Raw genomic sequence first — 16,184 nt, 5'->3', positions numbered from 1 at the left:
AAAAAAGCCCCGCACTTGCGGGGCTTTTCAGATGTCAGCTCGGACCATTAACGGGCGCGGTAAACGATGCGGCCCTTGCTGAGGTCGTAGGGAGTCAGCTCAACCTTGACCTTGTCACCAGTCAGAATGCGGATGTAGTTCTTGCGCATTTTTCCGGAGATGTGTGCGGTCACAACGTGGCCGTTGGACAGCTCAACGCGGAACATGGTGTTGGGAAGGGTATCGACAATAACGCCTTCCATTTCAATGACATCTGATTTCGCCATTCAGTAGAAACCTCGTTCGGAATACTTTTCGGTGATTTTAAATTGCGCAATTCTGCCTGAATTCTCCACGTTTGGCAAAACTCAGTCGGTCGACATCTCGCGCCAGTGGCCATCCCGCAAGGCCTCAATGGGCTTAAATCGGGTTTTATAGTTCATTTTCCGACATTCTTTTATCCAGTACCCCAGATACAGATGCGGCAATTCCCGCCGTTTGGCTTCCTCAATCTGCCAGAGCACTGCGAAAGTGCCCAGGCTCCGGTGCTCCAGTTCCGGCGCGAAGACGGTGTAGATGGCCGAGAGGCCATCATCCAGCAGGTCGACGGCTGCCAGTCCCACGAGGTCACCATCAAGAGACATTTCGAGGAACCAGGAGTCGGTAGCCCCCTCCACGAGGAACGAGGTAAATTGTTCTCTTGAAGGTGGATACATGTCACCGTCGCGATGACGCTCCTCTATATAGTGGGCATACAGCCGGTAATAGCGTTCACTGAATGCTGCTGGCACCAGCTTGCAGTCGAGGTCGGCATTTTTGCGAAGCACCCGGCGTTGATTCCGGTCTGGCTCGAATTGGCCTACCTGCAGGCGTACCGGAACACACGCGTTACAGCTTTCGCAGTGCGGACGGTAGTAGTGTGAGCCGCTGCGGCGGAAACCCAGTGCGGTTAACTGGCTGTAGAGCTTTCTGTCGATGTGGGCGCGTGGGTCCACAAACATGGTGGTCGCTTCACGGTCTGGCAGGTAACTGCAATCGTGAGGAGGGGTGGCAAAGAAAACGAGCGTTCTGAGATTACTCATTTCACCTCCGGGCAGGGCCATTGCCAGCTGAAGTTCCAGTCTGGCTGGTCCGGTTTCCGATCGACACATGCCCTGAGTATAGATAAAAACTCCGCCCTCGGAATACTGCGCGCGCCCATCGTCAGCAAGTGGTCGCTCTCTACCTGGCAATCCATGAGCTGGTAACCCCATTCGCCGAGCTGGTGGGCCAGATGCACCATTAGTACTTTGGAGGCGTTGGTTTCCAGTGAAAACATGGATTCGCCGAAGAAACAGCGGCCGATAGCCAGACCGTACATACCGCCTGCGAGCTCATTGTTGCGATTCCAGACTTCAATGGAGTGGGCGATACCACGTTTATGCAGCTCGGTATACGCTGCCATCATGTCGTCAGTAATCCAGGTGCCCTCAGCGCGGGTGTTTGCGCAGAGCCGAATGATGCGGCCAAAGCATTGATCGGTGGTGATATGGAATCGACGCTGGTTCAGCGTCCGGCGCAGGCTCCGGGAGATGTGGATGTCAGAGGGAAACAGCACGCAACGAGGGTTCGGTGACCACCAGAGAATGGGCTGGTCGTCACTGAACCAGGGGAAAATGCCATTCCGATAGGCCAGAATCAGGCGTTCCGGAGACAGGTCGCCACCCAGGGCAAGCAGTCCATCGGGATCCTCCAGCGCTTCTTCTGCGGGAGGAAACCAGAATTGATCAGGATCCAGCCAGGGTAGCGACGTCATTCTGCTCCTGAGTAGTTAGCCTTGTTGATCAAGAAACTTTTCGGCGTCGAGCGCAGCCATGCAACCAAACCCGGCGGACGTCACAGCCTGCCGATAGACGTGATCGGCTACGTCGCCAGCCGCGAACACGCCTGGAATGCTGGTCTGGGTGGCCATGCCGTCCAGGCCGGAGCGAATCCGGATGTAGCCGTTAGCCATATCCAGTTGCCCTTCAAACAGGCTGGTATTCGGCTTGTGGCCGATCGCGATGAATACGCCGGCCAGCTCCAGATCCTGGGTGCTGCCATCTTTGGTGTTCCGGATGCGCATGCCGGTAACACCGGTGCCATCGCCGAGCACTTCGTCCAGGGTGTGGTCCCAGATGATGTTGACGTTGCCGTTTTCTGCTTTCTCGAAGAGTTTGTCCTGAAGGATCTTCTCGGCCCGAAGCTTGTCACGGCGATGAACCAGGGTCACTTCATCAGCGATGTTCGAGAGAAACAGCGCCTCTTCCACAGCGGTATTGCCGCCGCCGATAACCGCGACTTTCTGCTTGCGGTAGAAGAAGCCGTCACAGGTGGCGCAGGCCGACACGCCCTGACCCTTGAACTTCTCTTCCGACTCAAGCCCCAGATACATGGCAGAGGCGCCAGTGGCAATGATCAGAGCGTCGCAGGTGTATTCGCCGTTGTCGCCTTTGAGCCGGAACGGGCGGTTGTTCAGGTCAGCTTCGTTGATGGTGTCGTACACGATGCTGGTTTCAAAACGCTCGGCGTGCTTCTGCATGCGCTGCATGAGCTCGGGGCCCTGAACGCCGTCATTGTCGCCCGGCCAGTTGTCTACGTCAGTGGTGGTGGTCAGCTGGCCGCCAACTTCGATACCGGTGATCAGGGTCGGGTTCAGGTTGGCGCGCGCGGCATAGACTGCAGCGGTGTAGCCGGCCGGGCCGGAGCCAAGAATGATCAGTCGGGAATGTCGGGTTTCGCTCATCTGTGTCTCACTGAAATGAAGTATGCGTATTCGACGGCTCTCCTCTGTCCCTGCGGAGGGCAGAACAGGAACCGCTCATCTGAAATCTGGCAAAAGGCTAACATGAAATGACCGGACTGCCATTTGTTTACGCCAATGCGGCTTATAAAACCTTGCTATGTGGTCAGACCCGGATTATTCAAGCACCGATACGGTCGTTAACAGCTGGCGCACCCGCTCCCGGGCTTTACCGGATTCCCCCTGTTCCAGCCGGTGCTCGGCTACGGCGGGGAAGACGGCCTGCACGTCGTCGGGCAGTACGTGATTACGACCTTCCATCAGTGCCCATGCTTTGGCGGCTCTCAGCAGGCCGAGGCCCGCCCTCGGGGACAAACCGTAAAGCAATCCGGGCATGCGCCGGCTCTGCTCAAGAAGGCGTTGCAGGTAATCCAGCAAAGCCGGGCTGGCGGATACCTTTTCCACGGCCTGCTGCAAGGCCACCAGCTCATCGTGCGGGAGTATGGCCTGCAAACGATCGGTAAGGTGTTTGCGGTCTTCGCCCTCCAGCAGCTCCCGTTCCGCTTTCGGGTCGGGGTAGCCCAACCGAAGGCGCATCAGAAACCGGTCAAGCTGAGATTCAGGCAGGGGAAAGGTGCCGCCTTGCTCTATGGGGTTCTGGGTTGCGATCACAAAGAACGGGGTAGGTAGTGGTCGGGTTTCCCCCTCAATGGATACCTGCCTTTCTTCCATGGCTTCCAGCAGGGCGCTTTGGGTGCGCGGTGACGCGCGGTTGATTTCGTCTGCCAGAACCACCTGGGCGAAGATGGGGCCGGGGTGAAACACGAGCCCGCCGGCCTGCTTGTCATACATGGAGTAGCCGAGGACGTCTGCAGGCAGCAGGTCATTGGTGAACTGGATTCGCTGATAGCTTAACCCCATGATTTTTGCCAGCGCATGGGAGAGGGTGGTCTTGCCCATGCCCGGAATATCTTCAATCAACAGGTGGCCGTGGGCAAGCAGGCCGCAGAGCGCCAGACGAACCTGATTCTCCTTGCCCAGCAGTACCTTGTTAAGGGCGCTGACGACCGTGTCCATTTTCTGTTTCATGCCGGTTTCAGTCCCTCACCCGTTTCAGAATGTCGCCGTAGGCATCGATGCGCCTGTCCCTGAGGTACGGCCAGATTCTCCGGATGGATTCGGTGCGCTGGCGGTTCAGGGTTACCGACAGGATACACTCGTCAGTCTCGTTGCCGCGGGCCAGAAACTCGCCCTGAGGGCCACAGATGAAACTGTTCCCCCAGAACCGGATGCCATCGCTTTGGCCGGAAGGATCTGGCTCGGTCCCAACGCGATTCGGGGCGATAACCGGAAGGTTGTTGGCTACCGCATGGCCACGCTGAACGGTCACCCAGGCGTCCAGTTGCCGGGCCTGTTCGTCTGGATCGTCGGTCACATCCCAGCCAATGGCGGTCGGGTAGATCAGTATTTCCGCGCCGGCCAGTGCCATCAGCCGGGCCGCTTCCGGGTACCACTGGTCCCAGCACACCAGCACGCCCAGTTTGCCAACCGACGTCTGGATAGGTGTAAACCCACTGCGACCATCGTTGAACGTGGCATCGCCGGGGGTAAAGTAGAATTTCTCATAAAAGCCCGGGTCGTCCGGGATGTGCATTTTCCGGTACAGCCCGGCCAGGCTGCCATCGGTGTCGAACACCACAGATGTGTTGTGGTAAACGCCATTCATGCGCCTTTCAAAAATAGAACCCACAAGCACAACGCCTAATTCTTTTGCGAGACCAGACAGATAGTTGCTGGTGGGCCCGGGAATGGGCTCGGCAAGCTCAAAAATGGCGGTGTCTTCCGTTTGGCAGAAATACTGGGTGGCGTGCAGCTCCTGCAGGACAATCAACTGCGCGCCATCCGCCGCAGCCTGCCGTATCAGGCGTTCGGATGTCGCGAGACTCTGGTTCTTGTCGGGACTGCAGGTTTGCTGAATGGCGGCGACCTTCAGGTTGGAGCTGGTGTTCGTGCTGGTCATACCGTTACCACCCCCGCAGGAATTTGCATGGTTACGCAGTGCAGACTGCCGTGCTGGTAAATGAGCGGGCGGCAGTCAATTGGAATAATCTCCCGGTCTGGGAAGATGCCCGCCATGATGCGAACGGCTTCTTCGTCCTGCGGCACATCGTAGACTGGCAGCAGAACTGCGCCGTTGATGATCAGGAAGTTGGCGTAGGTCGCTGGCAACCGTTCGCCGTCCTCATCGTAAATCGGGTCGGGCCAGGGCAGGGGCGTCAGGCGATAGGGGGTGCCGTCGGCCTGACGGAATTCCTGCAACTCTTCTTCCATCGCCGCCAGGGCGCTGTAGTGCTCGTCCGCAACATCCGGGCAGGTCACATAGCAGATATGATCAGGCGCGCAGAACCGTGCCAGGGTATCGATGTGGCTGTCGGTATCGTCGCCCGCCAGATATCCGTGGTTGAGCCAGAGAATACGATCGACCCCGAGGACTTCCTCCAGCAATTGCTCGATAGCCGTCCGATCCATGGATGGGTTTCTGGACGGAGTCAGCAGGCACTCGCTGGTAGTGAGCAAGGTGCCGGCGCCATCGGATTCTATAGAGCCGCCTTCCAGGACAAAATCCACTGGCTGCAGTGGGTGTTTGCCGAAAATGCCCGCGTTCGCCAGGTGCCGGTTGAGGGCATCGTCTTTTTCCCAGGGAAATTTGTCTCCCCAGGCATTGAACCGGAAGTCCAGCAGAGCGGGGCCGTCAGCGGTATCCACGGTGATGGGGCCGTGGTCCCTGGCCCAAGTGTCGTTGGCCGGGGCTGGCACAGTGATTACGCGACCTGGTAACCCGTTGCCTTCGGCATAAGCGTTCAGCTGCTGGCCAAGTTGCTGGAGACGTGCCACGAACTCGCAGCTGATCACCAGGTGTTCAAAACGGAGGACCGCTTTGGCAATGGCCTCGAACACGGGCTCCACGTCGGCCATGCGCTTTGCCCAGTCGGTTCCGGGATGAGGCCAGGTCAACATGACTGCGCTTTGGGAAGCCCACTCCGCAGGCAACGTACGTCTGGAAGTCACTGTATAAGTCACCTTGGTTTGCAAAAGCCGCCATTCTATCTGAGCAATGCAGCCCGTGCATTGTCATTCCTTGGCCGGTGTTTGATGAAGCGGGTGTTTATCAGTCTTTGTGTTGCTTTACCACTGCATGTATTACGCGGTTACCTTCGAAATAGACGACAAAATCCTGATAATGCCACTGACTGATGGGGGGTTCTCCGACCGGGCCTTTGATGTTCTGGGGGGCGCCCCAGCGATTCCGGACGGAGTCTTCACTCATGCCGTTCGCGGGCAGGCTGATCTGGCTTCTGTCGGCCTGGCTGCCGACCGGTACCCTCAGTTCCTCAGCAAGGGCCAGTGGCGCTGAGCCGGCGAATACAGCCGTAGCCAAAACGGCGGCAGCCATCACATTGCGGTAGTTTGTCATAGAGGAGTCTCCAATAATGCATGATTACTGCGCACTGTCTGCGGCAGATGAATAAAACGTAATATCCCGAAAAGCTTAGCAAAAGTCAGCACTTTTTCAGTATCTTACTCTTTTTGGCGTTGCCGAATCTGCCAACGCATCACATGCCGGGCAATTTGCTGACGGTCGCTGTCATCCCGTTCAACAAACAGCGTGTGAACCCGTGTGCCGCCTTGGTTGTCGTGCTCGGTATCCAGTACTTCAGCAATGGCTCTTGGCTGGTATAGCTCTGGTGGTAGAGTCATCCGAATGGCCAGTCGGTCACCCGCGCCAAAGGTTGCTGTCGGCCAGCGGAATGAGAGCCCGCCCTCACTCAGGGTTACATCCTGCCAGTCCTCCGGTTGCAACGGATTTTGCTCAAAGGCGATAATGCGCGCCAGCGTGTCGACCTTGCTGTTCAGGGATTTGACCAGCCCGGCCAGCAGGCGGTCGCGCTCAGCCAGGCTTGCCAGGTGTGCACGTACGTCCTGGTCCAGCCTCCGGAACTCGGCTTTCAGGGCTTCCAGTGGAGAGTTATTGAACGGATCGTCGCCGGGATGGGCGTCGTCCAGGCGGCGTACCTCAAGCCCGATACGGTCGTCTATCCGGAAGAACTCCCGGCGCTCCCGCTGGCTGTCTCCGCTCGGTGGCGTTTTATTCTGGCTTGGCATCCTGTCTCCGGACGGGTTTTTATTGATTATAGAGAAGTTTAGCAGTTTCCCGACGGCTGGTAAGAGGCCTGGCAAATCTCCGGGCCAGGTAATGATCGAGGCCAGCGGGGATTCAATAATCGACGGACCGCAAGGTAGCGACAGGCACCCCTACATGTTCAGACCCTTATCGTTTTATATTGGCCTGCGATATACCGCCGCCAAACGACGTAATCACTTCATCTCCTTTATCTCCCTGACCTCAATGATTGGCCTGATGCTGGGCGTTGCGGTACTGATCATCGTGCTCTCGGTCATGAACGGGTTCGATCGCGAACTCAAGCAGCGCATTCTTGGGATGGTGCCTCATGCCACGATTCAGGGGGCTTCCGGTCCCCTGGAGAACTGGCAGGAGATTGACCAGAAGGTTGAAGCCTACCCGCGAGTGCTGGCGGCCGCTCCCTTTATCCAGGGGCAGGGCATGGTAACCGGTGGTGGTAACGTCCGGGGCGTGATGCTCAACGGTGTCCTGCCGGAGCAGGAGGCCAGCGTTTCGATTATCGAGAACCATTTCATCGAAGGCAGCCTTGAGGAGCTTCGGTCCGGGGAATTCGGAATCATCATTGGCCGGTTGATGGCAAACAGCCTTCGACTGGGGGTAGGCGATAAACTCACGGTGGTATTGCCCGAAGCTTCGGTAACGCCGGCCGGCGTGTTGCCCAGACTCAAGCGCTTTACCGTCAAGGGCATTTTCAGCGTTGGTGCCGAGCTTGATGGGAACTACGCGCTGATTCATATGGATGATGCGGCGCGTTTGATGCGTACCGGTGGCCGCGCGGAGGGTATCCGGCTTTTAATGGATGACCTGTTTGCGGCGCCCAAAGTTGTCAATGATGTTGCCCGGACCCTGGGAGGCCGCTATTACGTATCGGACTGGACCCGCACCCACGGCAACCTGTTTCAGGCAATTCGCATGGAAAAAACCATGATCGGGTTGCTGTTGATGTTCATTGTGGCTGTGGCGGCCTTCAATATTGTGTCAACGCTGGTCATGGTGGTGACCGACAAGACCGCTGACATCGCCATCCTGCGAACCATGGGCGCCACGCCCGGGCGCATTATGAGGATCTTTATTATCCAGGGTGCCGTGATTGGTGTGTTTGGCACGCTCACAGGTACTGCATTGGGGATCTTCGGTGCCCTGAACATCAGTGGCTTTATTTCGTGGCTTGAATCGGCACTGGGGCATCAGTTTCTCAGCGCTGATGTCTATTTTATCAGCTACCTGCCGTCGCAGCTCCAGTTGCAGGATGTACTGATTATCAGCGGTGCGGGCCTTGCCATGAGCCTGCTGGCAACTATTTATCCGGCCTGGCGTGCGTCGCGGGTCGAACCGGCGGAGGCATTGCGTTATGAGTGACGGGCAGACGACATCTCTGGTGATTGATTGTCAGAAGGTTACCCGCACCTACAGTGAAGGGCCGGAAACACTGACGATTTTCTCGGACATCTCACTTCAGGTTAAGGCCGGCGAGACGGTTGCCATTGTGGGCAGTAGCGGGGCAGGGAAAACCACCTTGCTGAACCTGCTGGGCGGTTTGGATCGCCCTTCGTCCGGGCATATCCGGATCTGTGGCAAGGATATTCATCAGCTATCGGAAGCAGGCCGGGCGCGGTTCCGGAATCAGCACCTGGGGTTTGTGTATCAGTTCCATCATCTGCTGCCGGAATTTACCGCTCTTGAGAATGTCATGTTGCCCTGCGCGCTCGGCGGCATGCCACCCAGGCAGGCCCGCCCGAAGGCGGAGCAACTGCTGCAACGGGTGGGGCTGGGTGAGCGGCTCAGGCACAAACCCGGCGAGTTGTCCGGTGGTGAGCGTCAGCGGGTAGCGATAGCCAGAGCGCTGGTTAACAGTCCGGAGTGTGTGTTGATGGATGAGCCTACCGGCAATCTGGATGAGCACACAGGGGAGGGTATCCGTGCCCTGATCGGCGACCTGCGGGATAATTCCGGGACGTCATTCATCATGGTTACCCACGACATGACCATGGCCCGGAGCCTGGGAAGGGTACTGCGACTGGAGCAGGGGCGATTGGTTCAGGAGGCCTGATTGCTCGCGGGCGTTCGCTTGTTGCGCTGGCGACGCCGTAATTGCCATTCAGTGCGGATCTTGCGGCGCCATAGATACTGGATGATCAGGTAAGCGACGCAGGCGGTCACCGTGGCCAGAACCAGAGAACCCAGGTACAACGGCACGCCGATATCGATCAACCTGTGGCTGATCCAGTCCCAGGAAAGCTCGAATTCGAACGCCAGAACGGGCCGATTGAGTATCCAGGCCCCCACCTTGTAATTGAAGTAGAACATCGGGGGCATGGTCAGCGGATTGCTGATCCAGACCAGAACCACGGATAAAGGCAGGTTGGCGTTAAACCAGATGGCGCAGAATGCGGCTGCCAGCATCTGGAAAGGCATCGGAATAAAACAGAACCAGACGCCCACCAGGAAGGCCCTGGCAACACAGTGCCGGTTGATGTGCCACAGGTTGGGTTCATGGAGGATATCGCCCAGAAAACGCAGCGATTGCATCGACTGCACCTTTTCAGGGGTGGGCAAATACCGTTTCATGAACTTCTTCGGCATAGGAAGTTCGGCCTGTTTCCTGGCTTTGAGTAATCACTGGAGCCCAGAGGCTGCCAGCGCTATCGAAAATCGGAGGACAAGGATTGTCCGAAAACCCAGTTTCCAACCGGGTCAGCAGGCTCGGTGTTGGACTCGCCAGCATTCTCGCCTTCTCTTGCGGCGTTATCTTACTGTATCGGCTCGCAACCTTGCCACCATATCCATGGCTGTTTGTGCTGGTTGGGTTAATGTTGCTGGCTATGGCCTGTCGATACCAGCGCATACAGAGGCTCGGGCCCGTGGTGGTTGCTGCGACGCTGGGGTTGGTCTGGGCCGGCTGGAATGCCGATATGAGACTGGCCGAGCGCCTGCCTTCGGAGTGGGAAACCAAGCGCATTGTGGTTTCCGGCTATCTCTGTGATTTGCCGACGCCGGGAAGCTTTGACAGTCTGAGATTCGGATTCTGTGTCCTGCACTGGCAGGCACCTGGCGTGTCGGTAGATAACAACTTGCCCCGCGTCCTGCGCCTATCCTGGTATGGCAGGGAGGGGCGCAGTCTACCCGACCATCGCCTGACACTGGAGGTTTCTCTCAAGCGTCCTCACGGCAACCTGAATCCAGAGGGGTTTCGCTACGAAGACTGGTTGTTCCGTCACGGCTATCGGGCGACCGGTTCTGTCAAACAGGTCTCTGTGGCACCGGAGCTGTCATGCGCACTGCAATGTCAGTACCACGCCTGGCACTGGCGAGCATCAAAGAAGTTGCAGCGTTGGTTTGGTGAAGCGGAATACTACCCCCTGATTGCGTCTCTGCTAATGGGTAACCGGGGTTCTCTGGAAGATCATCACTGGCAGGTACTCAAGTCAACCGGCACCATTCATCTGGTGGCTATTTCTGGTTTGCATCTCGGTCTGGTGGCGGTCGGAGTTGGTCTGTTGGCGCGCTGGGGCTTGCTGTTGCTGCCGGTTGGTTGTCTGAGTGAGCAGGGCCGGCGTTCTCTGGTTTTTCTGGTGGTTGTGCTCAGTTGCCTTGTCTATTCGCTATTGGCCGGTTTTACCGTACCAACCCGACGGGCCCTGGTGATGGTGGTTGCCGGCGGCTGGTATGTGCTCAAGGCAAGACAACAGAGCGGCTGGCGGCCCTTTGTGCTGGCTCTGGCAGTGGTGCTTCTGATGGATCCGTTTGCGCCTCTGGACCAGGGTTTCTGGTTGTCTTTTGGCGCTGTCGGGGTGCTGCTGGCGGTATTTTCAGGGCGTCTGGGTTCGTCGGGTTGGTTATCGGCTTTGTTGATAGCCCAGTTGGCGGTCTTTTTCGGGTTGTGGCCAATGTTGATGCTGGTGCATCAGGGCCAACCTCTTGCAGGCTTCGCGGCCAATCTATTGGCGGTGCCCTGGGTGTCCTTTGCCGTCATGCCGGTACTGTTCCTGGGGTCCATCATCGCCGTTCTTTCCGGGGGGGGGCTCCTGCCCTGGGTGTTGGCCGGGTTTGACCTTGTCCTGGGGGCGCTATGGTGGTGGCTGGAGCTGGTGGCCCGGTTCCCGGCAGGGCAGATGCAGCCTCTGCCACTGCCTTTGGCAGCGGGGTTGGCGTTGCTGGCGCTTTGGGGGATTCGCTGGAGGGACTGGCGATGGCGGGCATTGCTGGGCGTTACCTTCCTGTTGCTCAGTGTTCCCTGGTCAGGTACGGGAGCAGGCAATTCCGTCGCACGGGCACCTGAAGTCCGGGTGTTGGATGTGGGGCAGGGGCTGTCGGTTGTGGTTCGCGCCGGTGGCCGGGTGATGGTGTATGACACCGGGCCGGAAGTTGCGGGCGTCTACTCCGCCGCCGATTCGGTGCTGGTTCCGAATCTCCGGGCAATGGGCGTCGAGGTTATTGATCTGCTGGTCTTGAGCCATGCTGATAATGACCACGCCGGCGGTCTCGAGACGTTGTCTGAACACTTCGCGATCAAAAGGGTGATTTCCGGAGAGCCTGCTCTTATTGCCGGGCGCGTGCCGGCGACGGTGGAAGATTGTCGCCCGGGGAATATGCGGTGGCCGGGTCTGGTGATGTCGCTGTGGCAAAATCCGTTGCCTGCGGACGGGAATGACGCTTCGTGCGTGATACGCGTGTACGACCCGTCCAGCAACAGCGATTTCGTATTGACCGGGGACATCAGCCGGAAGGTTGAGCAACTGATGCTCGGTGGCGGCGGCCCAGAGTGGCTTGAGAACCGCGTTGCGCAGCGGGTGGTGCTGGCGCCACACCATGGCAGCAAAACTTCATCTTCAACAAGCTGGGTACAGGCGGTGGCGCCGGATCAGGTGATCTATACGGCGGGCTACCGGCACCATTTCGGGCATCCGCATCCGGAAGTAACCGGTCGGTACCGAGCCAGTGGTGCCGTGCCGTTGAACACGGCCTGCTCCGGCCAGATCACACTCAGGTTCGCAGATTCAGGCCTGCTTATAAGTGAGCTCTGGCAGACACAGCCTTTCTGGATAGCGTCTCCGGGGCTTGCCAGGAGTGAATGTAAAATACCGTGACAATCCGGGTGTGGCCTGCACCGGCAGCTATGCTAAAGTAGCGCGGCTTGTAACTAATCAGGGAGATCAAGCGTGTTCGAGCTGTTGAAAGCCGGTGGCATCCTGATGGTGCCCATTGTTGCCTGTTCCATCCTGGCACTTGCCATCATTCTGGAACGAATCTGGACCTTGCGGGCCTCTCGGGTTGCGCCCCCGCAGTCTATTAACGAACTCTGGCGCTGGATCAAGAAAAAAGAGCTTAACGGTCGCAAGCTGAAAGCCTTGCAGGCATCTTCGCCACTTGGCCGGATTCTCGCCGGCGGCCTGATCAACGCCAAGCATGGTCGCGAGATCATGAAAGAAAGCATCGAACACGAGGCCAGCCAGGTTATCCACGAGCTGGAGCGTTTTCTGAATCCCCTGGGCACTATCGCCACAATCACGCCACTGTTGGGCCTTTTGGGTACCGTTATCGGCATGATCAAAGTGTTTGCCGAAATCCAGTTGGCCGGCGTCGGCAATGCCGGCAACCTGGCCGGTGGCATTTCCGAGGCATTGATCACCACTGCGGCTGGCCTGAGTGTCGCGATTCCTGCTCTGATCTGTCACCGCTATTTCATTCGTCGCGTAGACGAATTGGTGGTCAACATGGAGCAGGAAGCCATCAAACTGGTGGAAGTGGTCCACGGAGACCGCGAAATCGACGTTGAAGGAGCCTGAACGCCGTGAAGTTCAAGCGCCAACGAAGCCAGGAAGTCGGGGTAGATCTGACGCCACTGATTGATGTGGTGTTCCTGCTGCTGATTTTCTTCATGGTGTCGACCACATTTACCCGGGAGAGTCATCTGCAGGTGGAGCTTCCGGAAGCCAGTGCAGAGCCGGCAGCTCCGTCTGAGGTCCGGCAGATTGATGTGGTGATCAATGCCGAGGGCCAGTACTTTCTGAACGACCGACCACTGGTTAACAATCGCCGGGAAACCCTCGAGCGTGGCGTCAGTGAGCTGGCCGAAGGCGACAACAGCCTGCCGTTCATCATCACTGCAGACGCCCAAACCCCCCATGAATTTGTGGTGCGGGCCATGGATGTTGCCGGTCGCCTGGGGTTTGCCAAGCTGAGCATAACCACAGAGCGGGAGGCTGAAAGCCAGTGATGCAGACAAGGCCGGAGCCGCTCAAGACGCCACCTGCCGGTAGCTGGACCACCTACAAACGCCTGCTCAAGTACGTCAAGCCTTTCTGGTTTGCGTTCTCCCTCGCCGTGTTCGGAAACATCATTTACGCCGCTGCATCCACCGGGATGGCCGCGGCGATGGAATATGTGATCACGGCTATTGAGAATCCGTCTGACCAGAACCGGATGTTACTGACCGGGCTGATTGTGGGTGTTTTTGCCTTCAGAGGCGTTGGTACGTTTTTCAGCCAGTATTTTATCAGCTACGTTGGGCGCAACGTGATCAACGCCTTACGCAACGATGTGTTTGATCGCCTGATGTCTTTACCGTCCCGATACTATGATGAGAACGCATCCGGGCGTCTGGTCTCGAAGCTCACCTTTAACGTTGAGCAGGTCGCGGATGCTGCGACCAATGCGGTGACTATCACCCTTCGCGAAGGGCTGACCATACTGGGTCTGCTCGGCTTCATGCTGTACACCAACTGGAAGTTGACCCTGATTTTTCTTACTGCCGGTCCGGTCATTGGTCTGGTCGTGAATTATGCCAGCAAACGGTTTCGTCGAATCAGTAAGCGTATTCAGGGTTCCATGGGCGATATCACCCATGTGGCCTCCGAGTCGATCACCGGATACCGGGTGGTGCGCACCTTCGGAGGCGAAGATTATGAACGGGAGCGGTTTCGTGAGGTCAGTGCCCGTAACCTGAAACAGAGCCTGAAAATGGCTTCTACTCAGGCGATCAGTGTCCCGGTCATTCAGGTGCTGGTGGCTTTTGCTATCGCCGCGCTGGTGTGGACCATGCTTGCGCCGGAGATTCGGGGTGAGATGTCGACTGGTCAGCTGATTGCGTTCATCACCGCGGCGACGACGATGGCCAAGCCCATTCGCCAGGTCACTTCCGTGCACGCCAAGATTCAGAAGGGTGTGGCGGCTGCGTTTGATGTGTTCGAGACCATGGATGAAAAGCCGGAAGAGGACCCAGGCTCCTACAACCCGCAGCGGGTCAAAGGCGACATCACATTTGACCAGGTGTCTTTCCGATACCGGGATCAGCTCGACAATGTGCTTGAAGGGATAACCATCGATATTCCAGCCGGCCAGAGCGTTGCACTGGTGGGCCGGTCAGGCAGTGGTAAGTCGACCATGGTTAGCCTGTTACCCCGTTTCTACGAGTACACCGGGGGAGCTATCCGCATTGATGACCATGAACTGAAGGAGTTTTCGCTTCAGTCCCTGCGTGCCCAGATTGCTCTGGTGAACCAGAACGTGGTGCTGTTCAACGATACCATCGCCGCCAACATTGCCTACGGTTCCCTGCGCGACTGCAGCCGGGAAGAAATTATGGAAGCGGCTGAAAAGGCCCACGCGCTCGAGTTTATCAACCGTATGCCGGAAGGGCTCGACACCATGATTGGCGACAATGGTGTGATGCTTTCCGGTGGCCAGCGCCAGCGTCTTGCGATTGCGCGGGCCATCCTCAAAGACGCCCCAATTCTCATTCTGGATGAGGCGACATCGGCGCTGGATACGGAATCCGAACGCCATATTCAGGAAGCGCTGGAAACGGTTATGCAGGGCCGTACCACTCTGGTGATCGCACACAGGCTATCCACCATTGAGAAAGCCGACCGAATTCTGGTCATGGATAATGGCCGCATTGTCGAATCCGGCAGTCATGGAGAGCTGCTGGCTGCGGGGGGTGCCTACGCCCAGCTGCATCAGATTCAGTTCAGCGAGCACGCATGAGTACCAGCCTGGTTGACCGGCTTTGGTACGGGCAGGGCAGACCTCTTGCCCTGCTCACACCACTGGCCTGGTTGTATCGGGCGGTGTCTGAGTCCAGACGCCGAAAGGCCTGGCATGCGCGCAATGAATCGCTGCCGGTGCCGGTTGTGGTGGTGGGCAATATCACCGCTGGCGGCACCGGCAAGTCGCCTCTTACTGCCAGTCTGGTTCAGTGCATGAATCAACACGGCTGGAAACCGGTGATTCTCAGCCGTGGCTACGGTGGTAAGAGTTCTCAGTATCCCTTGCTGGTCGCTGACGGGACCCCGGCGGGTGTCTGTGGTGATGAACCCCTGATGCTGGCCCGGGCCACCGGATGCCCCGTTATAGTGGACCCGGATCGCTGTCGAGGGGCCCGTTGGGCGCTGGAGAATGGCCTGGGCGATGTGTTGATCTGTGATGATGGCCTGCAACACTACCGCCTGCCCCGGGATATCGAACTGGCTGTATTCGATGCCCGGCGCGGTACCGGAAATGGTGCCATCATTCCGGTAGGCCCGCTGAGGGAGCCGGTTGAGCGCTTGAACGGTGTCGACTTTGTCGTTCTTAACGGAGCTGAGTTTCCGGAGGCCGGCGAGACCATAGAGAGTTTTGCCGGCGTTGATCATCCGGAGATTCATGCCATGGAGCTGGTGCCTTCGGCTCTCGTGAACCTGAATTCCGGTGAGACCCTGTCTCCGGAGCAGCTCAAAGGCAAGCCGGTACGGGCAGTAGCGGGTATTGGTAATCCCGGTCGATTTTTCGAGACCCTCCGGAACCTTGGCGCTCACGTCAATGAAGTTCCCTTTCCCGACCATCATCATTTTCGCCCCGAAGACCTGGCATCCGGTGCTCTTGAATGGTTGGTGATGACGGCCAAGGATGCGGTGAAGTGCCATGGCTTTGCACCGGACAACGCCTGGGTCTTGACGGTTCAGGCCCGGTTGTCGGAACCTTTTGAACAGCATTTTCTGGAACGGCTCAGAGCCAGCTCTGGCCAGTTGCAAACTGATATCAGCGAGGAATCGAACCATGGATAAGAAACTGCTGGCCATGCTGGCCTGCCCGGTGTGCAAGGGAGAGCTCAAGCTCAACGACGCCCGTACCGAGTTGATTTGCTACCAGGATGCCATGGCGTTCCCCATTCGTGAGGGGATTCCGGTTATGCTGGCGGTTGAAGCCCGCACCCTCAGCACGGACGAGCGCCTCGACAAACACTGAGTCACCCCGCAGGAC

At 57.9% G+C, this 16,184-nt stretch carries 18 protein-coding genes; 8 read left to right on the top strand and 10 right to left on the bottom strand.

Features of this window, described 5'->3' with window-relative positions; all coding sequences use genetic code 11:
* Positions 1-47: 47 nt before the first annotated feature.
* From infA to C7436_RS03565, 9 genes are all read right to left on the bottom strand, one after another.
* Positions 48-266 (bottom strand): translation initiation factor IF-1, encoded by a 219-nt coding sequence (gene infA, locus C7436_RS03605; RefSeq protein WP_008938619.1) that lies wholly within the window; start codon positions 264-266, stop codon positions 48-50.
* An 81-nt stretch (positions 267-347) separates the two neighbouring features.
* A complete protein-coding gene (locus tag C7436_RS03600) occupies positions 348-1,061 on the bottom strand; it encodes an arginyltransferase (protein WP_014421227.1) in 714 nt (237 codons plus the stop codon).
* Entirely contained in the window at positions 1,058-1,774 is a 717-nt protein-coding gene (gene aat / locus C7436_RS03595; RefSeq protein ID WP_022991060.1) for a leucyl/phenylalanyl-tRNA--protein transferase, read from the bottom strand. Before aat ends, C7436_RS03600 begins: the two co-directional genes overlap by 4 nt.
* A gap of 15 nt (positions 1,775-1,789) precedes the next feature.
* Positions 1,790-2,743: a thioredoxin-disulfide reductase gene (gene trxB / locus C7436_RS03590; protein WP_121206742.1), complete on the bottom strand. Its 954-nt coding sequence runs from the start codon at positions 2,741-2,743 to the stop codon at positions 1,790-1,792.
* A gap of 174 nt (positions 2,744-2,917) precedes the next feature.
* A complete protein-coding gene (locus tag C7436_RS03585; RefSeq protein ID WP_121206741.1) occupies positions 2,918-3,829 on the bottom strand; it encodes an AAA family ATPase in 912 nt (303 codons plus the stop codon).
* A gap of 7 nt (positions 3,830-3,836) precedes the next feature.
* Entirely contained in the window at positions 3,837-4,760 is a 924-nt protein-coding gene (locus C7436_RS03580) for a carbon-nitrogen hydrolase (RefSeq protein ID WP_121206740.1), read from the bottom strand.
* The gene (locus C7436_RS03575; RefSeq protein WP_121206739.1) at positions 4,757-5,809 is read right to left on the bottom strand and encodes an agmatine deiminase family protein; all 1,053 of its coding nucleotides are present in this window, start codon (positions 5,807-5,809) and stop codon (positions 4,757-4,759) included. The genes C7436_RS03580 and C7436_RS03575 overlap by 4 nt, the downstream gene beginning before the upstream one ends.
* 100 nt (positions 5,810-5,909) lie before the next feature.
* On the bottom strand, positions 5,910-6,215 hold the full coding sequence (locus C7436_RS03570; protein ID WP_121206738.1) for a hypothetical protein: 306 nt from the start codon (positions 6,213-6,215) through the stop codon (positions 5,910-5,912).
* A 104-nt stretch (positions 6,216-6,319) separates the two neighbouring features.
* Positions 6,320-6,904: a PilZ domain-containing protein gene (locus tag C7436_RS03565; RefSeq protein ID WP_121206737.1), complete on the bottom strand. Its 585-nt coding sequence runs from the start codon at positions 6,902-6,904 to the stop codon at positions 6,320-6,322.
* A 154-nt stretch (positions 6,905-7,058) separates the two neighbouring features.
* On the opposite strand from C7436_RS03565, the gene C7436_RS03560 reads away from it, so the two are divergent.
* Together C7436_RS03560 and C7436_RS03555 are read left to right on the top strand one after the other, a co-directional pair.
* Positions 7,059-8,303, top strand: coding sequence for a lipoprotein-releasing ABC transporter permease subunit (locus C7436_RS03560; protein ID WP_014421235.1), 1,245 nt, complete (start codon positions 7,059-7,061; stop codon positions 8,301-8,303).
* A complete protein-coding gene (locus C7436_RS03555) occupies positions 8,296-8,994 on the top strand; it encodes an ABC transporter ATP-binding protein (protein ID WP_022991068.1) in 699 nt (232 codons plus the stop codon). Before C7436_RS03560 ends, C7436_RS03555 begins: the two co-directional genes overlap by 8 nt.
* Here C7436_RS03555 and C7436_RS03550 read toward each other — a convergent pair.
* Positions 8,982-9,527 carry a DUF2062 domain-containing protein gene (locus C7436_RS03550; protein WP_022991069.1) on the bottom strand — a complete coding sequence of 182 codons (546 nt, stop codon included), beginning with the start codon at positions 9,525-9,527 and terminating at the stop codon, positions 8,982-8,984. The genes C7436_RS03555 and C7436_RS03550 overlap by 13 nt on opposite strands.
* Before the next feature lie 83 nt (positions 9,528-9,610).
* On the opposite strand from C7436_RS03550, the gene C7436_RS03545 reads away from it, so the two are divergent.
* From C7436_RS03545 to C7436_RS03520, 6 genes are all read left to right on the top strand, one after another.
* The gene (locus C7436_RS03545) at positions 9,611-12,031 is read left to right on the top strand and encodes a DNA internalization-related competence protein ComEC/Rec2 (protein ID WP_121206736.1); all 2,421 of its coding nucleotides are present in this window, start codon (positions 9,611-9,613) and stop codon (positions 12,029-12,031) included.
* A 72-nt stretch (positions 12,032-12,103) separates the two neighbouring features.
* Entirely contained in the window at positions 12,104-12,730 is a 627-nt protein-coding gene (locus C7436_RS03540) for a MotA/TolQ/ExbB proton channel family protein (RefSeq protein ID WP_014421239.1), read from the top strand.
* Positions 12,731-12,735: 5 nt separating this feature from the next.
* Positions 12,736-13,161 carry an ExbD/TolR family protein gene (locus tag C7436_RS03535; RefSeq protein ID WP_014421240.1) on the top strand — a complete coding sequence of 142 codons (426 nt, stop codon included), beginning with the start codon at positions 12,736-12,738 and terminating at the stop codon, positions 13,159-13,161.
* Positions 13,161-14,930, top strand: coding sequence for a lipid A export permease/ATP-binding protein MsbA (gene msbA, locus C7436_RS03530; RefSeq protein WP_121206735.1), 1,770 nt, complete (start codon positions 13,161-13,163; stop codon positions 14,928-14,930). Before C7436_RS03535 ends, msbA begins: the two co-directional genes overlap by 1 nt.
* Positions 14,927-15,988: a tetraacyldisaccharide 4'-kinase gene (gene lpxK, locus C7436_RS03525; RefSeq protein ID WP_121206734.1), complete on the top strand. Its 1,062-nt coding sequence runs from the start codon at positions 14,927-14,929 to the stop codon at positions 15,986-15,988. Before msbA ends, lpxK begins: the two co-directional genes overlap by 4 nt.
* Positions 15,981-16,169, top strand: coding sequence for a Trm112 family protein (locus C7436_RS03520; protein ID WP_011785222.1), 189 nt, complete (start codon positions 15,981-15,983; stop codon positions 16,167-16,169). Before lpxK ends, C7436_RS03520 begins: the two co-directional genes overlap by 8 nt.
* The last annotated feature ends 15 nt before the right edge of the window (positions 16,170-16,184 follow it).

The sequence above is a fragment of the Marinobacter nauticus genome (genome assembly GCF_003634635.1).
GTDB lineage: Bacteria > Pseudomonadota > Gammaproteobacteria > Pseudomonadales > Oleiphilaceae > Marinobacter > Marinobacter nauticus.
This window is presented reverse-complemented; position numbering and strand designations above follow the sequence as displayed.